Source organism: Klebsiella sp. C283 (genome assembly GCF_048822555.1).
Taxonomy (GTDB): Bacteria; Pseudomonadota; Gammaproteobacteria; order Enterobacterales; family Enterobacteriaceae; genus Klebsiella; species Klebsiella quasipneumoniae.
Genome location: NZ_JBMEZS010000001.1, coordinates 217,990 through 241,247 on the forward strand (window position 1 = coordinate 217,990; position 23,258 = coordinate 241,247).

General features: G+C 56.4%; 20 protein-coding genes. 1 reads left to right on the plus strand and 19 read right to left on the minus strand.

Annotated elements, in window-relative coordinates:
* Positions 1-83: 83 nt before the first annotated feature.
* The 11 genes from dacA to leuS all read right to left on the minus strand — a co-directional run bounded on the left by dacA (position 84) and on the right by leuS (position 12,198).
* Entirely contained in the window at positions 84-1,283 is a 1,200-nt protein-coding gene (gene dacA / locus ACOI7Z_RS00985) for a D-alanyl-D-alanine carboxypeptidase DacA (protein WP_023288831.1), read from the minus strand.
* Between the two features lie 139 nt (positions 1,284-1,422).
* Positions 1,423-2,571 carry an endolytic peptidoglycan transglycosylase RlpA gene (rlpA, locus tag ACOI7Z_RS00990; RefSeq protein WP_023288832.1) on the minus strand — a complete coding sequence of 383 codons (1,149 nt, stop codon included), beginning with the start codon at positions 2,569-2,571 and terminating at the stop codon, positions 1,423-1,425.
* 11 nt (positions 2,572-2,582) lie between these two features.
* On the minus strand, positions 2,583-3,695 hold the full coding sequence (gene mrdB, locus ACOI7Z_RS00995) for a peptidoglycan glycosyltransferase MrdB (protein ID WP_004885876.1): 1,113 nt from the start codon (positions 3,693-3,695) through the stop codon (positions 2,583-2,585).
* Positions 3,695-5,596, minus strand: a complete 1,902-nt coding sequence (mrdA, locus tag ACOI7Z_RS01000; RefSeq protein ID WP_023288833.1) for a peptidoglycan DD-transpeptidase MrdA — start codon at positions 5,594-5,596, stop codon at positions 3,695-3,697. Before mrdA ends, mrdB begins: the two co-directional genes overlap by 1 nt.
* A gap of 27 nt (positions 5,597-5,623) precedes the next feature.
* Positions 5,624-6,091: a 23S rRNA (pseudouridine(1915)-N(3))-methyltransferase RlmH gene (gene rlmH / locus ACOI7Z_RS01005; RefSeq protein ID WP_002894620.1), complete on the minus strand. Its 468-nt coding sequence runs from the start codon at positions 6,089-6,091 to the stop codon at positions 5,624-5,626.
* 3 nt (positions 6,092-6,094) lie between these two features.
* Complete coding sequence (rsfS, locus tag ACOI7Z_RS01010) at positions 6,095-6,412, minus strand: ribosome silencing factor (RefSeq protein ID WP_023288834.1); 318 nt, start codon at positions 6,410-6,412, stop codon at positions 6,095-6,097.
* 222 nt (positions 6,413-6,634) lie between these two features.
* Positions 6,635-7,264, minus strand: a complete 630-nt coding sequence (locus ACOI7Z_RS01015; protein ID WP_087849768.1) for an adenosylcobalamin/alpha-ribazole phosphatase — start codon at positions 7,262-7,264, stop codon at positions 6,635-6,637.
* A 72-nt stretch (positions 7,265-7,336) separates the two neighbouring features.
* Positions 7,337-7,987, minus strand: a complete 651-nt coding sequence (nadD, locus tag ACOI7Z_RS01020; protein WP_032455122.1) for a nicotinate-nucleotide adenylyltransferase — start codon at positions 7,985-7,987, stop codon at positions 7,337-7,339.
* Positions 7,980-9,011, minus strand: coding sequence for a DNA polymerase III subunit delta (gene holA / locus ACOI7Z_RS01025; RefSeq protein WP_048297049.1), 1,032 nt, complete (start codon positions 9,009-9,011; stop codon positions 7,980-7,982). The genes nadD and holA overlap by 8 nt, the downstream gene beginning before the upstream one ends.
* Positions 9,011-9,601, minus strand: a complete 591-nt coding sequence (gene lptE, locus ACOI7Z_RS01030) for an LPS assembly lipoprotein LptE (protein ID WP_004885890.1) — start codon at positions 9,599-9,601, stop codon at positions 9,011-9,013. The genes holA and lptE overlap by 1 nt, the downstream gene beginning before the upstream one ends.
* Positions 9,602-9,615: 14 nt before the next feature.
* Complete coding sequence (gene leuS / locus ACOI7Z_RS01035) at positions 9,616-12,198, minus strand: leucine--tRNA ligase (RefSeq protein WP_023288838.1); 2,583 nt, start codon at positions 12,196-12,198, stop codon at positions 9,616-9,618.
* Between the two features lie 226 nt (positions 12,199-12,424).
* On the opposite strand from leuS, the gene ACOI7Z_RS01040 reads away from it, so the two are divergent.
* Positions 12,425-12,907, plus strand: a complete 483-nt coding sequence (locus ACOI7Z_RS01040; RefSeq protein ID WP_025999140.1) for a zinc ribbon-containing protein — start codon at positions 12,425-12,427, stop codon at positions 12,905-12,907.
* A 349-nt stretch (positions 12,908-13,256) separates the two neighbouring features.
* Here ACOI7Z_RS01040 and ACOI7Z_RS01045 read toward each other — a convergent pair whose 3' ends face one another.
* The 8 genes from ACOI7Z_RS01045 to corC all read right to left on the minus strand — a co-directional run bounded on the left by ACOI7Z_RS01045 (position 13,257) and on the right by corC (position 23,186).
* Positions 13,257-15,035 (minus strand): filamentous hemagglutinin N-terminal domain-containing protein, encoded by a 1,779-nt coding sequence (locus ACOI7Z_RS01045; RefSeq protein WP_087849767.1) that lies wholly within the window; start codon positions 15,033-15,035, stop codon positions 13,257-13,259.
* A gap of 63 nt (positions 15,036-15,098) precedes the next feature.
* The gene (locus tag ACOI7Z_RS01050; RefSeq protein WP_087849766.1) at positions 15,099-16,769 is read right to left on the minus strand and encodes a ShlB/FhaC/HecB family hemolysin secretion/activation protein; all 1,671 of its coding nucleotides are present in this window, start codon (positions 16,767-16,769) and stop codon (positions 15,099-15,101) included.
* A gap of 300 nt (positions 16,770-17,069) precedes the next feature.
* A complete protein-coding gene (locus ACOI7Z_RS01055) occupies positions 17,070-17,795 on the minus strand; it encodes an amino acid ABC transporter ATP-binding protein (protein WP_004885898.1) in 726 nt (241 codons plus the stop codon).
* Positions 17,795-18,469, minus strand: coding sequence for a glutamate/aspartate ABC transporter permease GltK (gltK, locus tag ACOI7Z_RS01060; protein ID WP_002894707.1), 675 nt, complete (start codon positions 18,467-18,469; stop codon positions 17,795-17,797). The genes ACOI7Z_RS01055 and gltK overlap by 1 nt, the downstream gene beginning before the upstream one ends.
* Positions 18,469-19,209, minus strand: coding sequence for an amino acid ABC transporter permease (locus ACOI7Z_RS01065; protein ID WP_032455129.1), 741 nt, complete (start codon positions 19,207-19,209; stop codon positions 18,469-18,471). The genes gltK and ACOI7Z_RS01065 overlap by 1 nt, the downstream gene beginning before the upstream one ends.
* A gap of 164 nt (positions 19,210-19,373) precedes the next feature.
* A complete protein-coding gene (locus tag ACOI7Z_RS01070) occupies positions 19,374-20,285 on the minus strand; it encodes an amino acid ABC transporter substrate-binding protein (RefSeq protein WP_023288842.1) in 912 nt (303 codons plus the stop codon).
* 355 nt (positions 20,286-20,640) lie between these two features.
* Positions 20,641-22,179, minus strand: a complete 1,539-nt coding sequence (gene lnt / locus ACOI7Z_RS01075; RefSeq protein WP_065804702.1) for an apolipoprotein N-acyltransferase — start codon at positions 22,177-22,179, stop codon at positions 20,641-20,643.
* Positions 22,180-22,307: 128 nt separating this feature from the next.
* The gene (corC, locus tag ACOI7Z_RS01080) at positions 22,308-23,186 is read right to left on the minus strand and encodes a CNNM family magnesium/cobalt transport protein CorC (protein WP_004197606.1); all 879 of its coding nucleotides are present in this window, start codon (positions 23,184-23,186) and stop codon (positions 22,308-22,310) included.
* Between the last annotated feature and the right edge of the window lie 72 nt (positions 23,187-23,258).

Here is a 23,258-nt window from a genome sequence, read left to right on the forward strand (position 1 = left end):
ACTCCCACCAAGGGTGGGAGTTATCAGGTTACTTGGATGAATAGTATATGGGGATGGAAATCACACTTTCAAGTGTTCGATTTTTAACCAAACCAGTGGTGGAACATTAATTTAATGTAATCAATAATTTTACCGAAGAAATTACCTTCCGGAATTTCCTGCAGCACCACCAGCGGGCGCTGGTCAATGGTTTTACCATCCAGCTGGAAGTTAATGGTGCCGACGACCTGGTTTTTCTGCAGCGGGGCGTGCAGCTCAGTGTTATTCAGCACGTAGCTGGCTTTCAGATCTTTCATCCGGCCGCGCGGGATGGTCAGGTAGACGTCTTTATCCACCCCCAGCGAAGCGCGATCGCTGTCGCCGAACCAGGCCGGTTCGGAAGCAAACTCTTTGCCGGCTTTAATTGGGTTGACGGTTTCGAAGAAGCGGAAGCCCCAGGTCAGCAGTTTTTTGCTTTCCGACTCACGCCCTTTGAACGTCCGGCCGCCCATTACCGCCGAGATCAGACGCATCTGCCCTTCGGTGGCGGAAGCGACAAGGTTGTAGCCCGCTTTGTCGGTGTGGCCGGTTTTGATGCCGTCGACGTTCAGGCTGTTATCCCACAGCAGGCCATTACGGTTCAGCTGGCGGATGCCGTTGAAAGTGAACTCTTTCTCACGATAGATGGAGTACTCGTTCGGCACGTCGCGGATCAGCGCCTGGCCAATCAGCGCCATGTCGCGCGCCGAGCTGAACTGGCCGTCAGCATCGAGGCCGTGAACAGTCTGGAAATGGGTGTTTTTCAGGCCGAGGGCGTTGACGTAGTTGTTCATCAGGCTGACGAAGGCGTCCTGGCTGCCGGCGACATAGTCGGCCATCGCCACGCAGGCATCGTTACCGGACTGCAGGTTGATACCGCGGATCAGCTGGGAAACCGGCACCTGCATCCCCGGCTTGAGGAACATCAGGGAAGAGCCTTTGAATACCGGGTTGCCGGTGGCCCAGGCGTCGTTGCCGACGGTGACCAGATCGGACTCTTTGAATTTGCCCGCTTTCATCGCCTGACCGATAACATAGCTGGTCATCATTTTGGTCAGACTGGCCGGGTCGCGGCGGGAGTCGGCGTTGTTTTCAGCCAGCACCTTGCCAGAGTTGTAATCGATAAGGATCCAGGATTCGGCGTCAATCTGCGGGGCGCCTGGGATCATCGTTTTGATATTCAGGTCATCGGCGCGGGCAGCGGAGGAGAGCGCTGCAACGGAGAGCGCCGTGATGAGTAAACGAGCGGTGAAAGAGGTCTTCATGGTCAGAACAACGGCATCCGTGATGGAGTTAAAAAAAGTGCCTTACTATAGCAAATGCTCTGCGGGCCAGCATCCGACATTGCGCATGAGTTTGTTAATGACTTTTACATGCGCAAGGTGAACGGGCTGCCCGCGGCCTTTAGTTGGCGCGAGTAATAAAGGACTGCAGCTGCGCTTCGCTTTGCAGGCGCTGCTGAACGGCGCTGGCCTGCGCCTTGTCGGCAAACGGCCCCAGCTGAATACGCCACACCGCGCCGTTTTGCATGACCCGGCCCGGCACAGAGAACTGCTGGCTCAGACGCTGCTGATACTGCTGCGCCCGCGCCTGGTCGCTCACTGCGCCCACCTGCACGACAAAGCTACCGCTGGCGCTGGAGGTGGCGGAAGACGAAGCGGCAACGGCGCCGGCGGCTGCGGCGGTGGCCGCTGCGGGCGCGACGCTACCCTGGATGGAGCCGGGCGCGGTCACCGGCGCTGCTGGCGTGGCGCCGGCGGCAGGTGCCGTCGCGGCGGCGGCCGCGGGTTCGCTGCTCTCCAGCACGCCGCTGTTCAGCGGCGTCGGGGCGCCGAGGAAACCGCCGCTGTTCACCGGTGCGCCAACGCTGTCTTCCGGCTTCAGCGTGCTGTTGCTGATCGGGCGAACGTCAGTGGGCGCGGGCTGGCTCATGCCAGCGGCGTCACCGCCGTCCAGATTCGGACGGGCGGGCAGGGCGTAAGTCTGTTTGGCGACGGTGGTACAAGCCATTCCCGGGCCGGAAAGCGAACCGTCAGGCGCGACGATGATCGGGTCGATACGCACTTTGGTGTTATTCGAGGTGTTCAGGCGGTCGGCGGACGCGCGGGAGAGCGAGATAACCCGATCGTTGCCGTAGGGACCGCGATCGTTAATCCGCACGACGATCATGCGCCCGTTGGCGAGGTTGGTGATCCGCGCATAGCTCGGGATCGGCAGCGTCGGGTGCGCCGCGGTCAACTGCGTCGGGTCGAAGGTTTCACCGCTGGCGGTCAGGTTGCTGTTGGGTTCTGCGTCATAGATCGCCGCGAAACCGGCCTGAGTAAAGTTTGCCGGATCCTGGACGATGTTGTAGCGCTTACCATCGCGCTCATAATCCTGATTCGCCGTCGCGTTCGGCGTTTCATACTGCGGATCGGCGCCGCTGATCTCAACCGTCGGGCCATTACAGACGGCCGGCTGTGGAGTACTGACCGTCTTTTGTTGCACGTCATCACTCGAACATGCCGCCAGCAGCCCCGCTGCTATGCAGATCCCCAGCCATTGCTTACGCATTGCGAACCCCTTTAAACGCTTTTCGACAACATTTTTCTGTGGGTATGGATCGACATCACGATACCAAACCCGGCCATCAATACGATCAGGGCGGAGCCCCCGTAGCTCACCAGCGGCAACGGTACGCCCACCACCGGTAAAATACCACTCACCATACCAATATTTACGAAGACATAAACGAATAAAATCAACATTAAACCACCGGCCATGACCCGGCCAAAGGTGGTTTGCGCCTGGGCGGCGATCCACAGTCCGCGCATGATCAGCAGAATATAGAGCGCCAGCAGGATCAGTACGCCAATCAGGCCCAGCTCTTCGGCGAGAACGGCGAAGATAAAGTCGGTATGGCGTTCCGGCAGAAACTCCAGCTGCGACTGGGTGCCGTGCAGCCAGCCTTTGCCGCGCAGACCGCCGGAGCCAATGGCAATTTTAGACTGAATAATGTGATATCCCGCGCCCAGCGGGTCGGTTTCCGGATCGAGCAGCATCATCACGCGCTGGCGCTGATAGTCGTGCATCAGGAAGAACCACAAAATCGGGATAAAGGCGGCGACCAGCACCACCGCGATGCCGATCAGGCGCCAGCTGAGGCCGGAGAGGAACAGCACAAACAGACCGGAGAGGGCGATCAGAATCGAGGTCCCGAGGTCAGGCTGCGCCGCCACCAGCAGCGTCGGCAGGAAGATCAGCACCAGGGCAATACCGGTATTCTTCAGCGAAGGCGGGCAGACGTCGCGGTTAATAAAGCGCGCCACCATCAGCGGCACGGCGATTTTTGCAATCTCCGACGGCTGAAAGCGGACGATACCGAGATCCAGCCAGCGCTGCGCCCCTTTGGAGATGGCGCCGAAGGCGTCGACGGCCACCAGCAGAATAATACAGAAAATATAGAGGTAGGGCGCCCAGCCCTCATAGACCCGCGGCGGGATCTGCGCCATGACGATCATGATCACCACGCCCATGGCGATCTGGCCGATTTTACGCTCCATCATGCCGACGTCCTGACCGCTGGCGCTCCAGATAACCAGCGCGCTGTAGGTCAGCAGCGCCAGCAGGATCAGCACCATAGTGGGATCGAGATGGATCTTATCCCACAGCGATTTTTTGTTCGGATTATCCGTCATTATTGATCCTCCCCTGCGGTTACCGCCGGGTTTTCGCTTGGCAGCGTGGTGTTGTTATCGCCCAGCATGATGTGATCGAGGATTTGGCGCATAATCGTACCGACCGCCGGTCCGGCACCGCCGTTTTCCAGGATCATCGCCACGGCAACCTGCGGGTTGTTATAAGGCGCAAACGCCGTCATCAGTTTATGGTCACGCAGACGCTCAGAGATTCGGTGCGCGTTATAGGTTTCGTTGGCCTTCAGGCCGAACACCTGGGCGGTACCGGACTTGGCCGCGATTTTATACGGCGCGCTGGCGAAATATTTGTGCGCGGTGCCGTTGCCGCGGTTGGCCACGCCGAACATGCCGTCTTTGGCGATTTCCCAGTAGCCGGAATGGATGTCGCCTACCGGCGGCTCATGAGGCTGGACCCACGGAACGGGCTTGCCGTCTTCCACGGTGCTTTGCAGCAGGTGCGGCACTTTCACCACCCCGTCGTTAATCAGGATCATCAGCGCTTTGTTCATCTGGATCGGCGTGGCGGTCCAATAACCCTGGCCGATGCCCACCGGAATGGTGTCCCCCTGGTACCAGGGTTTTTTAAAGCGTTTGAGCTTCCATTCGCGGGTCGGCATGTTGCCCGAGCGCTCTTCGGCGAGGTCGATACCGGTATAGTGGCCGTAGCCGAACTTGCTCATCCACTCCGAGAGGCGATCGATGCCCATGTCATAGGCGACCTGATAGAAATAGGTATCCGCGGACTCCTCCAGCGCTTTGGTGACGTTCAGGTGGCCGTGGCCCCATTTTTTCCAGTCACGATAGCGTTTTTCCGAGCCGGGCAGCTGCCACCAGCCCGGGTCGAACAGGCTGGTATTGCGCGTGATCACCCCGGCGCTCAGCGCCGAGACGGCGACGTACGGTTTGACCGTCGATGCCGGCGGATAGACCCCTTGCGTCGCACGGTTGACCAGCGGCGTGTTGGGATCGTTGAGCAGGCCGGAGTAATCTTTGCTGGAGATGCCGTCGACGAACAGGTTCGGGTCGTAGCTCGGCGTCGAAACCAGCGCCAGAATGGCGCCGGTACGCGGGTCGGTGACCACCACCGCGGCGCGGCTGCCGGCCAGCAGCGTTTCGATATACTGCTGTAGCTTGAGGTCGAGGGTGAGGTAGATGTCGCGTCCGGCCTGCGGAGGCACCTCTTTGAGCTGACGAATAACGCGGCCGCGGTTGTTCACTTCAACCTCTTCGTAGCCGGTCTGACCGTGCAGGACGTCCTCGTAATAACGCTCAATACCCAGCTTACCGATGTCATGGGTCGAGGCGTAGTTGGCCAGTTTGCCCTCTTTATCGAGGCGGTCGACGTCTTTATCGTTAATTTTCGACACGTAGCCGATGACGTGCGTCAGCGCCGAGTTATAGGGGTAGTAACGTCGCTTGTAGCCTTTGACTTCCACGCCGGGAAAACGGTACTGGTTGACGGCAAAGCGGGCCACCTGCACTTCGCTGAGGTTGACCTTGACCGGAATCGAGGTAAAGCGATGGGAGCGGGCGCGCTCCTTTTTGAAACCGGCGATATCATCGTCGGTTAAATCGACGACGTCGCGTAGCGCATCCAGCGTCTGTTGCACGTTGTCGACTTTCTCCGGCATCATCTCCAGCTGATAAATGGTGCGGTTAAGCGCCAGCGGGGTGCCGTTGCGATCGTAAATAATGCCGCGGCTCGGCGGGATCGGCACCAGCTTGATGCGGTTTTCGTTCGAGCGCGTCTGATAGTCGTCGAAACGAACGATTTGCACATTGTACAGGTTGGCGATCAGAACGCCGGTAAGCAGCAAAATCCCCAAAAAAGCGACCAGCGCCCGGCGCACGAACAGCGAGGATTCAGCCGTATAGTCGCGGAAAGAATTCTGTAATTTCATTCGCTGCTCAGTCTACCCTGATCATCATTACTCACGGTGGTACGGATGGTTGGTGGTAATGCTCCACGCCCGATACAGGCTCTCGGCCACCAGTACGCGCACCAGCGGGTGAGGTAAGGTGAGGGTGGAGAGCGACCAACTCTGTTCCGCCGCTGCTTTACAGGCTGGAGAGAGGCCTTCCGGGCCGCCGACCAGCAAACTGACGTCGCGCCCGTCCTGTTTCCAGCGTTCCAGTTCGCGCGCCAGCTGCGGCGTATCCCATGGTTTACCCGGAATATCCAGGGTCACGATGCGGTTTTTACCGGCAGCGGCTAACATCATCTCGCCCTCTTTTTCGAGGATGCGCTTGATATCAGCGTTCTTGCCGCGCTTACCGGCGGGGATCTCCACCAGTTCGAACGGCATATCTTTGGGAAAACGGCGCAGATACTCGCTAAAGCCGGTCTGTACCCAGTCCGGCATTTTGGTGCCAACGGCCACCAGCTGCAACTTCACGCATTAACTCCAGAGTTTTTCCAGCTCGTACAGACGACGGCTCTCTTCCTGCATGACGTGAACCATCACGTCGCCGAGGTCGACGACGATCCAGTCGGCGGCGGCTTCCCCTTCAACGCCCAGCGGCAGCAAGCCGGCGGCGCGGGATTCCTGGACCACGTGGTCGGCGATGGACATCACATGACGCGTGGAGGTGCCGGTGCAGATAATCATGCAATCGGTGATGCTGGATTTGCCATGTACATCAATGGCAACGATGTCCTGACCTTTCAGGTCATCAATTTTGTCGATAACAAAATCCTGGAGTGCTTTACCCTGCAAGTGTTCCCCCTGGGTGCGTGAAGATTGATAATCATAAAGAGCCTGACAGTATACCTGAACTAATGAAAAAGTCGGGTGAAATGTCTGTCGGCAGGCGTTCGCGGCGGAGTATCATCCCATCCCTCGCCGAGGATTGCATCGCCATTTTTGTAAAACAATTTCTGCAAACCTGCTTTGGCGGATGCTGCCTGGCAGCGGAGAATAGCAGCCTGCTCTGGCCTGTCAATGGTTCGGCGGGAATTCTTCTTGCGGCTGCCAGACGGCCTGGCTATTTAATACCCGCAGGGTGGTGAAATCGTCGCGAATGTCGAGGAGACTCCAGGCGCCATGGGCTATCGGAAAGTGCCACATCGCCGCGGCGGGCATCTGCAACAGCAGGGCGGTCAGCAGGCTCAGGACGCCCTGATGGCCGACGATCAGCAGGTGGTCAAGATGGCGGCAGTCGGTCAGCGTGGGGGTAAACTCGCTGACGCGGCGGGCAAAACGCTGAAAGCTTTCGCCGTTGGTCGGGGCCGCGTGCTGCCAGTCAGCGCACCATGCGGCATAGTTTTCCGCATCTTCTCGCTGGAGGTCGCGATGATGGCGCATCTCCCAGTCGCCGAAAAACATCTCATTGAGCGCGGCATGGCATTCGCGCGGGATAGCGCGATCGCCAAGCAGCAGATCGGCCGTTGTCCCGGTCCGCGCCAGCTCGCTGCAGAAGACTTTATCGAAAGGCACCGCGCGCAGTCGTTCACCGAGCGCTCGCACCTGAGCGACGCCGCGCGGCGTCAGAGGCGTGGGGGCGTGGCCGCTATATAACCCGGCAACGTTGGCTTCGGTTTCGCCATGGCGTACTAACCACAATTTCATGAACAGGCTCTGACAGGCGATGGAGAGGTGGCGTTACGATAGCGCTTTTTTCGCGCCAGGCCCAGCCCGGGGTCAGCAATAGAGACCCTGCTCGCGGATGTAGTCCAGCACCGCGGCCGGCAGCATCTCGGCGCAGGACTCGCCGCGCTCAAGGCGCTGGCGAATGATCGTCGCCGAAATATCGAACCACGGGGTCTCAGCCAGGTAGATCACGCCGGAAGGGCGGTGATGCAAAGACTCCACGTCGTGGGTTAAATGGCGATCCAGCCAGCGCTGATCGGCCTCATGGGCCATGGTCAGCGGGTAACCCGGCCGGCGGCAGACAATCAGGTGGACATTGTCGAGGATGGTTTCATAGTTATGCCAGGTGGGAAAGGTGAGCAGCGAATCCTGGCCAATGATAAACGCCAGCGGCTTGTGCGGCCCCTGCTCCTGGCGCCACTCCTGCAGCGTTTGCGCCGTCCAGGAGGGGGTATCGCGCCGCAGTTCGCGTTCATCAAGCGTGAACAGCGGCTTATCGGCAATCGCCAGCTTCAGCATGTGCACGCGCTGGGCGCTGGTGGCTTCCGGCTGGGGACGATGCGGCGGGACGTTATTAGGCATGATGATGACCTTGCTCAGGCCAATCTGATTCGCCAGGATCTCGACCGGCTTGAGGTGACCATAATGCACCGGATCGAAGGTGCCGCCATAGATTGCCTGTAAGTGAGTCATATCAACCATCAATAAAAACGTCCGCCAGGGCTTTGTGGCAGAGCAACAACGAAAGACTTTCCAGTTCGGGCCAGACGTCGTACCCGTAATCCTGTTTAAAGGTCAGTTCCGCGCGGGTCAGAAGGGTCACCGCCTGGCGCAGCTGTTCACCGCTGAGTCGGGCGAGGGCGTCGCTGAGCAGCTGACGGCGGTTTTGCCAGACCCGATGTTTATCAAACAGCGAACGCAGCGGCGTCTGTGCCGACTGGCGCTTGAGGGTGACCAGCAGCAGCAGCTCCCGCTGTAGCGTACGCAGCAGGATCGCCGGCTCGCAGCCTTCAAGACGGAGCTGCTGCAGAACGTGCAGCACGCGCTTACTTTTACCTGCCAGTAGGGCATCGACCCAATGGTAAGGGGTAAAGTGCGCGGCATCGTTCACCGCCTGCTCAACGCGGGGCAGGGTCAGCTTACCGTCCGGCCAGAGCAGCGCCAGACGCTCCAGCGCCTGCGCCAGCGCCAGCAGATTGCCTTCGTAACAGTAGCACAGCAGCTGGCTGGCCGCGTCGTCGAGCTGCAGCTGATGCTGTTTGGCCCGCGCGGCCAGCCAGCGCGGCAGCTGCGCGTATTCCGGCGTCTGGCAGCTGACCTGGACGGCGCGCTGAGCCAGCGCGGTGAGCCACGCGGCATTCTCCTGGGCTTTGGTCAACTTACTGCCGCGAACGATCAGCAGCAGGTCGTCGTGCAGCAGACCGACCAGCGTCGCCAGCTGTTCGTTGATCGCCGCGTTGGGGCCGTTTTCCGGCAGGATCAACAGCAGGGTTTGCCGGCTGGCAAACAGGCTCATCGCCTGGCTTAAGGCGAAAAGCGCCTGCCAGTCGGTGCTGTTATCGATAGTGAAGGTGTGGTGTTCGGTAAAGCCCTGCGCGGCAGCGGCTTCGCGAATAGCGTCCTGGCTTTCCTGCAACAGCAGAGGATCGTTGCCAAGCAGCAGATAGGCCGCGCGCAGCCCTTCAGTGAGCTGCGCGCGGAGCTGTTCCGGGTACAACCGAATCATCATTGACCCAGCGTGGTGGAGACGCGGTTACCCGAGGACGCCGGCGCGGTGCTGCCCGCGACCGGTTTTTCTTCCTGCTGGGTGGCTTCAACATCCGCAACCTGAACGCTTGGCAGTTTACGAATCAGCTGTTCCGCCGCTTTATCGTACATTTCCTGGATAATCATATCCTGCTCGGCGTCTTTGGCTAGCGCCGCCTGCGGGTTATCAAAGAACGAACGATAGACCTTGGTGGTTATCGGATAGATATCGTGACCCGGGATCAGGACGCTGGCATGAACGGTCATGACCATCTGATATTCCGCCGTACGACCGTCCTGGAACACCGATGCCGTATCTTTCTGAATCGACGATCCATCGAGGCGCAGAGAAGGGACATCTTTACGCAGCGTGCTGGCGTCGATCAGTTCCACGCCGTTAAGACGCAGCTGATTACGCACCGCGCGGCTTAACGGCCCGTTCGGATCGCTCGACTGGAAGATCATGGTTTTCATGGTGGTGGGCACCTTGGTAGTGCTACGCAGATGCCAGCCACAGCCGGCGGTGGCAAGCACCGCCAGAGATAACAACATTGTTACCAGATATCGCACGCTTCCTCCCGCGCTTAGCCAACGACCAGATTGAGCAGTTTACCCGGAACGTAAATCACTTTACGCACGGTTTTGCCGTCGAGATACTTCGCCACCAGATGCTCCTGGCCGGCGCGCTCGCGGACCTGCTCTTCAGTTGCGTCTACCGCAACGGTAATTTTACCACGAACTTTGCCGTTGACCTGGACGACGACGAGGGTGCTGTCTTCCACCATCGCGCTTTCATCTGCCACCGGCCACGGCGCGTTGTCGATATCGCCTTCACCGTTCAGCTCACGCCACAGGGTGAAGCTGGCGTGCGGGGTGAACGGGTTGAGCATACGCACGACCGCCAGCAGGGCTTCCTGCATCAGAGCGCGATCCTGCTCATCTTCCTGCGGCGCTTTCGCCAGCTTGTTCATCAGCTCCATGATCGCCGCGATGGCGGTGTTGAAGGTCTGACGACGACCGATGTCATCGGTCACTTTGGCGATGGTTTTGTGGATATCGCGACGCAGCGCTTTCTGATCTTCACTCAGCGCCGCCACGTTCAGGGCCGCAACGTCCCCTTTGGTGGTGTGTTCGTAGACCAGCTTCCAGACGCGTTTCAGGAAGCGGTTCGCCCCTTCGACGCCAGATTCCTGCCACTCGAGGGTCATATCCGCCGGGGAGGCGAACATCATGAACAGACGCACGGTATCCGCGCCGTAGCGCTCAACCATGACCTGCGGGTCGATGCCGTTGTTTTTCGACTTGGACATCTTGCTCATGCCGGTGTACACCAGCTCGTGGCCCGCCGCGTCTTTCGCTTTCACGATACGGCCTTTTTCGTCACGTTCGACGATGGCGTCAACCGGGGAGACCCAGTTACGTTCGCCGTTTTCGCCTACGTAGTAGAAAGCGTCAGCCAGCACCATGCCCTGGCACAGCAGCTGTTTCGCCGGCTCATCGGAGTTGACCATGCCCGCGTCGCGCATCAGTTTGTGGAAGAAGCGGAAGTAGAGCAGGTGCATGATCGCGTGTTCGATACCGCCGATGTAGATATCGACAGGCAGCCAGTAGTTGGCCGCTTGCGAATCCAGCATCCCTTCCTGATACTGCGGGCAGGTGTAGCGCGCATAGTACCAGGAGGATTCCATAAAGGTGTCAAAGGTGTCGGTTTCGCGCAGCGCCGGCTGGCCGTTAACCGTGGTCTTGGCCCATTCAGGATCGGCTTTGATCGGGCTGGTGATGCCGTCCATGACCACGTCTTCCGGCAGGATCACCGGCAGTTGATCTTCCGGGGTCGGCAGCACGGTGCCGTCTTCCAGGGTGACCATCGGGATCGGCGCGCCCCAGTAGCGCTGACGGGAGACGCCCCAGTCGCGCAGGCGGTAGTTAATTTTACGCTCGCCGACGCCCATGGCTGCCAGTTTGTCGGCAATGGCGTTGAAGCCCGCTTCATAATCGAGGCCGCTGAACTCGCCGGAGTTAAACAGGACGCCTTTCTCGGTCAGCGCCTGCTCCGAGAGATCTGGCTCAGAACCGTCGGAGGCGAGGATCACCGGCTTGATGTTCAGCCCGTATTTGCTGGCGAACTCGTAGTCGCGCTGGTCGTGACCCGGAACGGCCATCACCGCGCCGGTGCCGTACTCCATCAGCACGAAGTTAGCCGCCCATACCGGAATTTCTTCGCCGGTCAGCGGGTGGATAGCTTTAAAGCCGGTATCGACGCCTTTTTTCTCCATCGTCGCCATGTCGGCTTCCGCCACTTTGGTGTTGCGGCATTCGTCGATAAAGGTGGCCAGTGCCGGATTGTTGGCCGCAGCCTGCTGCGCCAGCGGGTGACCCGCAGCGACCGCCAGGTAGGTACAGCCCATAAAGGTGTCCGGGCGAGTGGTGTAGACGGTCAGCTTGTCGGCGTAATGGTTAACGTCAAAGGAGATTTCCACCCCTTCAGAACGGCCGATCCAGTTGCGCTGCATGGTCTTCACGGTGTCCGGCCAGTGGTCCAGCTTATCCAGATCGTTCAACAGCTCATCGGCGTAGGCGGTGATTTTAATAAACCACTGCGGGATCTCTTTACGCTCGACTTTGGTGTCGCAGCGCCAGCAGCAGCCGTCGATAACCTGCTCGTTGGCCAGTACGGTCTGGTCGTTCGGGCACCAGTTCACCGCGGAGGTTTTTTTGTACACCAGGCCTTTTTTGTACAGCTCGGTGAAGAACTTCTGCTCCCAGCGGTAGTATTCCGGAGTGCAGGTCGCCAGCTCGCGGCTCCAGTCATAGCCGAAGCCCAGCATTTTGAGCTGGTTTTTCATGTAGGCGATGTTGTCGTAGGTCCACGGCGCTGGCGCGGTGTTGTTTTTTACCGCCGCGCCTTCCGCAGGCAGACCGAACGCATCCCAGCCAATTGGCTGCAGGACGTTTTTACCCAGCATACGCTGATAGCGGGCAATCACGTCGCCGATGGTGTAGTTACGCACGTGACCCATGTGTAGTCGACCAGAAGGATAAGGAAGCATCGACAGGCAGTAATACTTCTCTTTGCTCTCGTCTTCAGTTACTTCAAATGTACGATTTTCGTCCCAGTGAAGCTGGACTTTCGATTCTATCTCTTCCGGGCGGTATTGCTCTTGCATGGCAGCCAGTGGTCCTGTTTTCAATACAGCTACAAAATGTAGCCAATGGATGTGTTATTTCAGATCGGCATAGCATAGCCCAAACGCCAACGTCAAAACAGCTTTTCGCACATCAACATCGGCAAAAGCTGGGCAGATTATTTCGCAAGTCTGTGGCTTGTCAGACACAGCGGGAGAGGAATAAGGTCTATTATCAGAAGACGTTAACCACACCGGAGGCGAAATGATGAACAAGGTTGCTCAATATTACCGTGAACTGGTCTCCTCGCTCAGCGAACGGCTCCGCCATGGAGAGCGCGATATTGATGCGCTGGTGACGCAGGCACGCGATAAAATTGTCCGCGCCGGCGATCTGACGCAGAGCGAGATTGAGTCGGTGATAGCCGCGGTCAAGCGCGATCTTGAGGAGTTTGCCCGCAGCTACGAAGAGAGTCATGAAGACGAGAGCGACAGCGTGTTTATGCGGGTGATCAAAGAGAGCCTGTGGCAGGAGCTGGCCGATATCACTGACAAAACCCAGCTTGAGTGGCGGGAGGTTTTTCAGGATCTGAATCACCACGGCGTATACCACAGCGGCGAAGTGGTCGGTTTAGGTAACCTGGTGTGTGAGAAGTGTCACTATCACCTGGCGGTGTATACCCCGGATGTGCTACCGCGCTGTCCGAAGTGCGGCCACGATCAGTTCCAGCGTCGCCCGTTTGAGCCCTGATCGATCGGGCCCGGTGCTGAATGATTGCGCCGGGCCGGTGTAAAAATAATTAATGATAAATTTATTGGACAATATAAGTTATATATTGGCTTGCATTTTAAAAATATGCTGTTCGTCCTTTTTATCTCTTCTGGCTTGATACTTATTCTTTTTTCACTAAGTTACGACTTATCCTGAAGCATGACATGCAGCACATCGCAGGTATCATGGCATATTCTCTTGGCAAAATTAATTTGCAATAAGATGCTGGCGATCGCTTGCTAAAGGTGGGTGGGCTCCGCCTGATGCAAGGCGTTGTCAGTAGTGGTTAATCATTGGCGATGCGCTGTCACCAGCGCATCGCTTATTTTTAGCGAATAGTATTTATTTCAGCATATTTATACTGCTGTTTCCCGCCCATGTCAGAGGCGTAGTTATGATAAGAGTTGAGGACCAGTTTGTTAGCGGAAATAGAACCTTTACCGCAGGTTTCCAGGTTCAAAAAGCCGCAGCGGTAGCCGCCATTTTTGACATTCCTGGTAGTCATTGTCAAGGTGCCATTAGCTTTAATTTGGTAGCGGTTAGTGATGTCTGCACTATTTCGTGTATACAGCGTCATATCATTGTTCGCATAAAGCAGACCATCATTAAGAATACCGTTGTTTGCGCTGATGCTGGTATTGTTCCCATCTATTGTGGCCCTGTTGCGTAGGTAGTTACTCTCGATATTCAGCGAACCACCGTAAATATAATAAGCGTTGTATATGACATCACTTTTAATCGTAAGCGAATTACTGCCAACAAGGTTACCTTCCTGCTCCAATTTTCCGTTAGTGGTAATCGTTACGTCATTGCCGGAAATTCGCCCTGAGTTATATATTTTCCCCGTATTGATTTTGTCATCCTTTACAGATTTCACGTTGAGGTTGGAGTAGCCAAAAATATTTCCGGTAACGTTGAGGCTATCGCCGCTGAAGGAAATGTTCGTGGCATTGCCCCGGATTGAACCTCCGTTATCGATATTTTTGGCGGACACATCTAACTGGCCTTCGGAGCCGATATATGAGCCATAGCGGGTGGTGATATTGCCTGTGCTGGCCACGGATAATGCTTCAGTTCCGCTAATGTTGCCTGTATTAACAAGGTTACCCGTCGAGCCAATAGCTAGCGTCTGGCTGCTGGCAATAGTGCCTTCATTGGTCAACGCGCCCATGCTATTTAGCTGTGTAGCGTAGGCTTTGCTATTGATCGAACCCGTATTTTTCATGTCGCCGACTGATATCATAGACGCCATAATGCCGTTCCCGTTGATAGCCCCTTCATTAACCAGAGAACCAAAGCTGGTCATGGCGAGCGCGGTATTTGTCGTAATGGTACCTTTATTTCGCACGCCAAGACCTAAAGTATTACCCACCATACTAATACTATTGGCCTTAATTCCGCCCAGTTTACTGATATCAATGCTGTATTCCGGTGTAAGCATCTGCTTAACCGTCGCCGTTTTCCCCAGGGAAGCTATTTTCCTGGTGTTGTTGTCAAACGTGAAGTTACCCGCGCCTAATGTAGCATTGGCGGCGGCCACGGTGCCGTTAATCGCAATGGCATCCGCAAGCAGGGCGGCATAGTTAGTTGAGGCATTCATACCTTTATCACCGATGGTGATTTTCCCTTGCGTGACCGTATAGCTCTCAATTGCGCCGGTGTCGCTCAGGTTGACCTGGCCTGTGGTAAGTATTGCATTGTTGGTGTTGATAAAGCTGCACCCGGAGCAGGTGATGCCGTTGGGGTTAGCGATAACGACATCGGCTTTTTGCCCGTTGACTTCGATAAAGCCCTGCAGGTTACTCATTTTATTCGAGGTCACTTCATTTAAAATCACGGAAGCGCTGCCGTTGGTGAGGTTGTTATTTTTTGCGATGTTACCGTGAGTGCTATGGTTCACGTCGCTGGCGCTGTTGTTTAAAATAGTGCCGTTAGGACCGACGTTGAATTCGCGATATAAGTTATGCGAGACGCCTGCGGCATTAGGCGCTTCGATATCAATAACATTTACCCCTGACCTATGCGTATAGCTTGACGGATCGGCATAAACAACGGATGAACTTAGCGCTGCAGCCAGCGCAACATATGAAACCTTAAATTTAAACATGTAATTTATTCCTTTAAATATGAAAAAATGAATCAGTAAATTGCAGTAATGTGCTGATGAAAACTAATACCTCCACTGTAATGAAAAACCCATATTCATGGCATCGCTATGAAAGTCATCAGGTTTACTGACAGGCGTGCCGATAAAAAAGTCATATTGCGTAGACGCTATTTCTCCGCGAATACCGCCGACCGCGCCTGAAAGGCTTTTTCCCTGCCGGGCGCGCTCGGTACCAATGATCCTGCCGAAGTCAAAGCCAAGATATACCTGCCGGTCGGGGGTGGGAATATTCCAGCTAAAATCATTGCGCCAGTACCAGCCCTGATTGGCCGAAAGCGTATTTTCACCGTCAAAGCCGCGAACCGTCCAGCGATTGCCGATATTAAACTGGTTGTCCGAAGATAATATATCCGGGCTGAACTGGGCATGGAAACGCGGCATCCAGTTAAACTTATCGCCGGTTGCGGCAAACTGCACCAAGGCCTGTATATCGGCGTGAACAATGCGCGATTGATGGCTATATAAACCGCCTTTTTCCTCGGGGGTGGGGACGGAGCTCAGCCACGGCAGGCTGCGCTGAACGCCCAGGCTGGCGTCGATAATTTTCCTGTTGAAATAGTGCTGATGGCGCACGGTAAATTCCCAGACCGGATTTTGTTTACGCATCACATACAGCTCATCGCCGCCAAAGAAATAGTGCGAACTGCTCTTCGCTATGCGCAGATCGGCGGTCGTTTTTTGTTGTCGGGTATGCGAAAGCAGGCGGCTAACGGTCGCGCTGTAATAACGGTTTTTACTTTTATAGTCGATGCTTGACCATCTTCCTTTAAACTGCTGGCGGTACTGGCTGTAGGAGCCGTACAGGCTCAATGACCAATAACCAAAAGGCACGGAGTAGTAAAGGTTGCCGTTATGGTTGCCATCGTTGTGCTGGTTGAATTCAACGTCGCCGCCTGCCGAGATGGAAAGAATATCGTTCAATGAGGATAAATCGTAAAGGTATAGCGCGCCGCCGCCCTGATAGCGACCGCTGGCGCGGCTGCCTGCGTCATCAAGCCAGGCGCCAACCTGCCACTGTTTATCCATTACCCGGGCGATTTCAATATCACTTTCGCCAATATGTTCCCCGGGCCGCAGCTTCATATGGGCGCTGGCGCCAGGCAGGCGCTGCAGGTTAGCCATCCCTTGTTCAAGATCGCTGAGGCGCAGGATTTTACCGGTATGGGTGGGCATGGAGGTCCACAGGTTCGTCACGGCACTATTCGGCGCAAAATCAATATGCCCCGTTTTGCCATAAGTCAGCGTTATTTTGAGAATGCCCCCTTCTAGTGACTGAGAAGGGATATCGATCAGGGAAGTAATATACCCTTGCGTTATCAGTTCATTTTGTAGGGCGGTCGTCAGCAGGCGAATCCCTTCTATTCCGAGGCAATGGCCGGGCGCCTGGGCAGCGATCTTCCCGAGGAGGGCGGTGGTTTTTGCATTGTCCTCGGAGGCAATATCAACTTTCGTGATGTACCGACAGGTCGCTTCTTCGGGAAATATCAAGGTTTGCGTTTTCGCATAGGTGCGAGAAGATTGGTATTGCTGCTGATGGGGCATTAATGCGCTTTCACGGGCTTTATCCTGTTCTACCTGGTTTACCGTGGCGGACTCAATACCCGCCCAGGAGGTAAAGCAGGTGAGCAAATTTAAACACAAAATAATGGCCAGTCTGTTGGTATTAGTCCACATGAAGCAATATCCGTTTGTTTCATTGAGTAAGATTATAATTAATGGTTATGCGCGGCATGAAATAGCCTGCGCGAGATATAGCAAGTCAATTGAAATATTATTTTCAAGAAATTTAAACTCACGGGGATTATTACAAGATGCCGTATGCTAACGATGACGTGGCGGTTAATCTATTCTAAGGCCCCTGAATTCTTTGTGAAATTTTTACTTCACGTTGTGAAGTTGTCGCTTTGAGATGGAGCGATTGAAAAGGGGAGGGGCTGACAGGCGCGCACGGTGATATCGTGCGCGCCGCAGAAGTTAGTGCAGAATTTTGGCGAGGAAGTCTTTGGCGCGATCGGATTGTGGGTTAGCGAAGAACGCTTCTTTATCGGCGTCTTCGACAATCTTTCCTTCATCCATAAAGATCACCCGGTTGGCCACCTTGCGGGCGAAGCCCATTTCGTGGGTAACCACCATCATAGTCATCCCTTCGTTGGCCAGTTCCACCATGACGTCCAGTACCTCGTTGATCATCTCCGGGTCGAGCGCGGAGGTAGGTTCATCAAACAGCATGGCGATCGGGTCCATGCACAGCGCACGGGCGATGGCCACGCGCTGCTGCTGGCCGCCGGAGAGCTGCGCCGGGTATTTTTCCGCATGCGCCGCCAGGCCCACGCGCTCCAGCAGCTTGAGACCCTTCTTGCGCGATGACGCTTTGTCACGATTGAGCACCTTTACCTGCGCCAGCGTCAGGTTGTCGATAATCGACAGGTGCGGGAACAGTTCAAAATGCTGAAACACCATTCCGACATGCGAGCGCAGTTTGGCAAGATTGGTCTTTTTATCGTTAACCACGGTGCCATCGACGATAATCTGCCCCTGCTGCACCGGCTCAAGGCCGTTCACGGTTTTAATCAGCGTGGATTTACCGGAGCCTGACGGCCCGCAGACCACCACGACTTCGCCTTTTTTCACTTCCGTGGAGCAATCGGTCAGCACCTGAAAGTGACCATACCATTTTGAAACATTTTTCAGGGTAATCATTACACAGTCCTTTTCTTCAACCAGCTGACCAACAGCGAGGCGCTGAGGCTAATCACAAAATAGACGCCGCCCGCGAACAGGATCATTTCGACCTGGGTCCCGTCACGCTCGCCAATCGTCGAGGCGGTACGGAAGAAGTCGGCGAGGCTCAATACATACACCAGCGAGGTATCCTGGAAGAGGACGATCCCCTGGGTTAACAGCAGCGGCACCATGGCGCGGAAGGCCTGCGGCAGGATCACCAGCCGCATCGACTGCCAGTGGGTCATTCCCAGCGCCAGCGCGGCGCTCGACTGGCCGCGGGAGATGCTCTGGATGCCGGCGCGGATAATCTCCGAGTAGTAGGCGGCTTCGAACATCGAAAACGCCACCATCGCCGAGATCAGGCGAATATCCGTTTTCGGCGACAGTCCCAGCACGTTCTGCAGGAAGCCCGGGACAATCAGGTAGAACCACAGCAGAACCATCACCAGCGGGATGGAACGGAACACGTTAACGTAGGATTTAGCAAACCAGGCCAGCGGCAGAAAGCTGGACAGGCGCATTACCGCCAGCAGGGTGCCCCAGACGATACCGACCACGATGGCGATCACTGTGATCTTCAGGGTGATCACCAGCCCCGCCAGCAGGTAGGGCATGGAGGGAACGATCGAACTCCAGTCAAAATCGTACATTATTTGCCTCCCATATTGCCAGGCAGGCGAACCTTACGCTCGACCACATACATAATCAGCATAATCACCGCGTTGATGAAAACATAGGCCAGGGTGATGGCGGTAAAAGACTCCCAGGCATGAGCGGAGTAGTCCAGCAGTTTGCCCGCCTGCGCGGCCATATCGGCCAGACCGATGGTGGAGGCGATGGCCGAGTTTTTCACCAGGTTCATCATCTCTGAGGTCATCGGCGGCACGATAACGCGATAGGCGTTCGGCAGCAGCACGTAGCGGTAGGTTTGCGGCAGGGTCAACCCCATCGCCAGACCGGCGTTCTTTTGCCCGCGCGGCAGCGACTGGATAGCGGCGCGTACCTGCTCGCAGACGCGAGCGGCGGTAAACAGCCCCAGGCACAGCATCGAGGAGACAAAGAACTGAATATTTGGGTCCAGCTCCGATTTAAACCACATGCCGATATTTTCCGGCAGGAATTCCGGCACCACCAGGTACCAGGTAAAGAACTGCACGATCAGCGGCACGTTGCGAAACAGTTCGACATAGCAGGTGCCAATCCCTGAGAGCAGACGATTGGGCACCGTGCGTAAAATACCGAACAGCGAGCCGACGAGAAAAGCGATGATCCAGGCCGAGATGGAGAGGGCGACGGTGATCTGAAAACCGCTCCACAGCCAGCCCAGGTAGGTAGTGTTGCCGAAGGGGGCCTGTTGCAGGAATATCCCCCAGTTCCAGTCTATTGACATACATGACTCCTGGAAAAAAAAGGGTAGCCATTGCTACCCTCGAAGACGGTTGTCCAGCTTGTTTCGGTATTCGCGGCGGCTGGGGAACGACCAGCCGCCGTATAGTCTGTCCGTGCTGTGACAACCATCGGGAGGGCAGGATATCCCGCCCCTGGTTGTTATAATTAGTTCAGTGCTTTGTCATTAGGTGATTTGAACAGCGCTTTCATGTCGTCCGACAGCTCGAAGTTCAGGTTAAGATTTTTTGGCGGAATCGGGTTTTTGAACCATTTATCGAACCACTTCGCCGCTTCGCCAGAGGTCTGGGCCTGGGCAACGGTTTCATCGACCAGCGCCTTGAAGGCCGGATCGTCCTTACGCAGCATGCAGCCATAGGCTTCTTTCGACTGCGCGGTGCCGACGATTTCCCAGTTATCCGGTTTCTTCGCCTTGGCGCGTTCGCCGGCCAGCAGAGCGTCATCCATCATAAAGGCCACCGCGCGTCCGCTCTCCAGGGTGCGGAAAGAGTCGCCATGATCTTTGGCGCTGATGATGCGCATATTCATTTTTTTCTCATCGTTCAGCTTATGCAGCAGGATCTCTGAGGTGGTCCCGGAGGTGACAACGACCGCTTTATCCTTCAGGTCCGGGAAATCTTTGATCGGGCCGCCTTTCTTCACCAGCAGACGAGTGCCGACGACGAAGATAGTATCGGAGAAGGCCGCCTGTTTCTGGCGCTCGAGGTTGTTGGTGGTTGAGCCGCACTCGAAATCAAAGGTGCCATTCTGCAGCAGCGGGATACGATTCTGCGAGGTAACCGGGATCAGTTTGACCTGCAGATCGGGTTTGTTCAGCTTCTTCTTGATGGCATCGACGATGGCGTTGGAGTAGTCCTGAGAGTAACCCACAACCTTCTGTTGGTTATCGTAGTAAGAGAAAGGGACGGAAGATTCGCGATGGCCGACAACGATAACGCCATTTTTCGCGATCTTATCCAGAGTGCTCTGGCCAGCCGCCGGGGCAGCATCTTCCGCCTGCGCCAGACCAGCGGTCATTCCCATTACCAGCATTGCCGTGGCCAGTTTACGTAATTGCATATCCAACTCCTTATCCGCAGCGTCACCGACGCTATTGATACCCATTGTGATTGTGTGTGTTGTTATTGGGGGCACGCATCCACGTGCCGCATTTGTATGTGTTTGTTAGCATTTAGTTTGGCTTAATGTAAAGATTTTGCTGTTTTATTGTTTATTTTTGCGAAGCGCTCCGCACCAATCGGAGGCAAATATCTTCCATTGCACCAAAATAGCGCGACCGCCGATCGTTTATGGTGCAACCTGGTTGCACTGGGCCAGAGGGCGGCGCTACCCGATTAAATAAAGCAATGACTGTGCCAGGGTGGCAAATGACGGGAAGAAAAAAAGCCGACGACGGGCGTCGCCGGCAGAGCATTTATCGGCGACGCTGACGCAGGCTCATCAGCAGCGCGCCGAAGCCGAGCAGCGCCGTCAGCGCCCACAGCGGCCAGTTGCCAGTGCGGGCGTAAGGGGTCAAGCCGCTGGTGGGCGTCACGGTGGTGGTCAACACCTCGCGGGTAAACTGCGGGATCATCTTCTGAATCTCGCCGCGCGGGCCGATGACGGCGGTAATGCCGTTGTTGGTGCTGCGCAGCAGCGGGCGGGCCAGCTCCAGGGCGCGCATCCGCGCCATCTGGAAGTGTTGCCACGGGCCGATGGACTTGCCGAACCAGGCGTCGTTGGAGATGGTCAGCAGGAAGTCGGTGTCCGGACGGAAGTTATCCCGCACCTGTTCCCCGAGGATGATCTCGTAGCAGATGGCCGCGGTCAGCTTGAGGTTATGCGCCATCAGCTGCGGCTGCACATAGGGACCGCGGCTGAAGGAGGACATCGGCAGGTCGAAGAATGGCGCCAGCGGACGCAGAATCGACTCCAGCGGTACAAACTCGCCGAACGGCACCAGATGGTTCTTGTTGTAGCGGTTGGTCGAGTCGTAGCGGTACGGGTTATCTTTGCCGAGGGTAATGATGGTGTTGTAGGTGTCGTAGCGGTTCTGCTTATTGAGACGCGCGTCGACGATGCCGGTGATCAGTGAGCTGTCTTTTGCGCGCAGCAGATCGTCCATCATGCTGAGGAACTGCTGCTGGTTGATCTCGAGATCCGGGATCGCCGATTCGGGCCAGATAATCAGCTGCGAGTGGCCGATATGCGGCTGGGTCAGCGCCAGATAGGTTTTCAGAGTGTTAACCAGCTGCTTCTCGTCCCACTTCATGGCCTGCGGGATATCGCCTTGCACCAGCGAGACCTGCGTCGCACGCGCCGGCAGCAGCTGATACCACTGGATATAGCGCAGCGGGAACGGCAGGGCGAACAGCAGTGCGGCAATGACCAGCGGCTTCCCGTTGCGCTGCACGAGGGCCAGGGCCAGCAGGCCGCTTACCATCATCAGCAGGAAGTTGATCGCCTCGACGCCCATCACCGGCGCCAGGCCTTTCAGCGGGCCGTCAATCTGGCTGTAGCCGAACTGCAGCCACGGAAAACCGGTCAGCACCCAGCCGCGCAGGAACTCGGTGATCTGCCAGACGACGGGAGCGGCGATCGCTACCCGCAGCCAGCTGGTTTTGGGCCACAGACGGGCGAGCAGGCCGGCAAACAGGCCGGTGTAGAGCGAGAGATAGGCCGCCAGCAGCACGACGAGGAAGACGTTAACCGGGCCCGGCATACCGCCAAACTGCGCGATGCTGACATAGACCCAGTTGATACCCGTGCCGAACAGGCCGAGACCCCAGAAATAGCCGATGCCGGCGCTTTGCAGCGGGCGGCGGTTGAGGGTTAACGCCTGCAGACCGACCAGCGAAATAATCGCCGCGGGCCAGAAGTCATAAGGTGAAAAAGCCAGCGTTCCGCTGGCTCCGAATAGCAGCGCCAGCAGCAGACGTACGCGCTGGCGTTCAAGAAGAGAGGCAAATACCATTTAGGCTAATCGTCCCGTTAATTAACGCCTGTTGCCACAGGCTATGCTGTTTGCCAGCCGGGGGAGGGAACAACCGGGGATCGCCCACGGTCTGTCTCCCGGCTGGCCATGACCTTCAGCGCCGCCGCTTACTCTTCCAGCTTCGGCTGGGGAGCGTCATCCGGCAGCTTAACATGCACCTGAATGATACGACGACTATCTGCCATTGCTACCTTGAATTGGTAACCATCAATGTCGATAGATTCGCCGCGAGCCGGCAGGTGGCCAAAGGCCTGCATTACCAGTCCGCCAATGGTATCCACTTCTTCATCGCTGAAGTGCGTATCGAAGGCGTCATTGAAGTCTTCGATAGAGGCCAGAGCGCGCACCGTCCAGGTATGGCGGCTCAGCTGGCGGAAATCGATATCTTCTTCTTCGTCGTACTCGTCTTCAATTTCCCCGACGATGAGCTCAAGGATATCCTCGATGGTCACCAGACCGGAGACGCCGCCGAATTCGTCAATAACGATCGCCATATGGTAGCGCTGTGAGCGAAACTCTTTCAGCATGCGGTCGACCCGCTTGCTTTCCGGAACGACAACCGCCGGCCGTAACACTTTTTCCATGCTGAAAGCTTCGGCGTCGCTGCGCATAAACGGCAGCAGATCCTTGGCCATCAGAATCCCTTCGATGTGATCTTTATCTTCACTGATGACCGGGAAGCGCGAGTGGGCGGATTCGATGATGACATCAAGGCACTCGTCCAGCGTCTGATTGCGTTTCAGGGTAATCATTTGTGAACGGGGGATCATAATGTCGCGGACCCGCTGGTCGGCGATATCCATTACCCCTTCGAGCATGTCACGGGTATCTTCATCGATAAGGTCGTTCTGCCCGGAATCACGGATCAGCGCCAGCAGTTCATCGCGGTTTTTCGGTTCCCCGTGAAAGAGCTGGCTGAGTAACAGGGAGAAAAATCCCTTTTTGCTGTTTACTGTGTCACTACTGTGTGAATTGTCGTCGCTCATGGCGTCGTTTGGGTTCTCATGTTGATTTAATGTCGCTCGTCGCGCGTACACTCAGCGCCGGACGGCATGGGG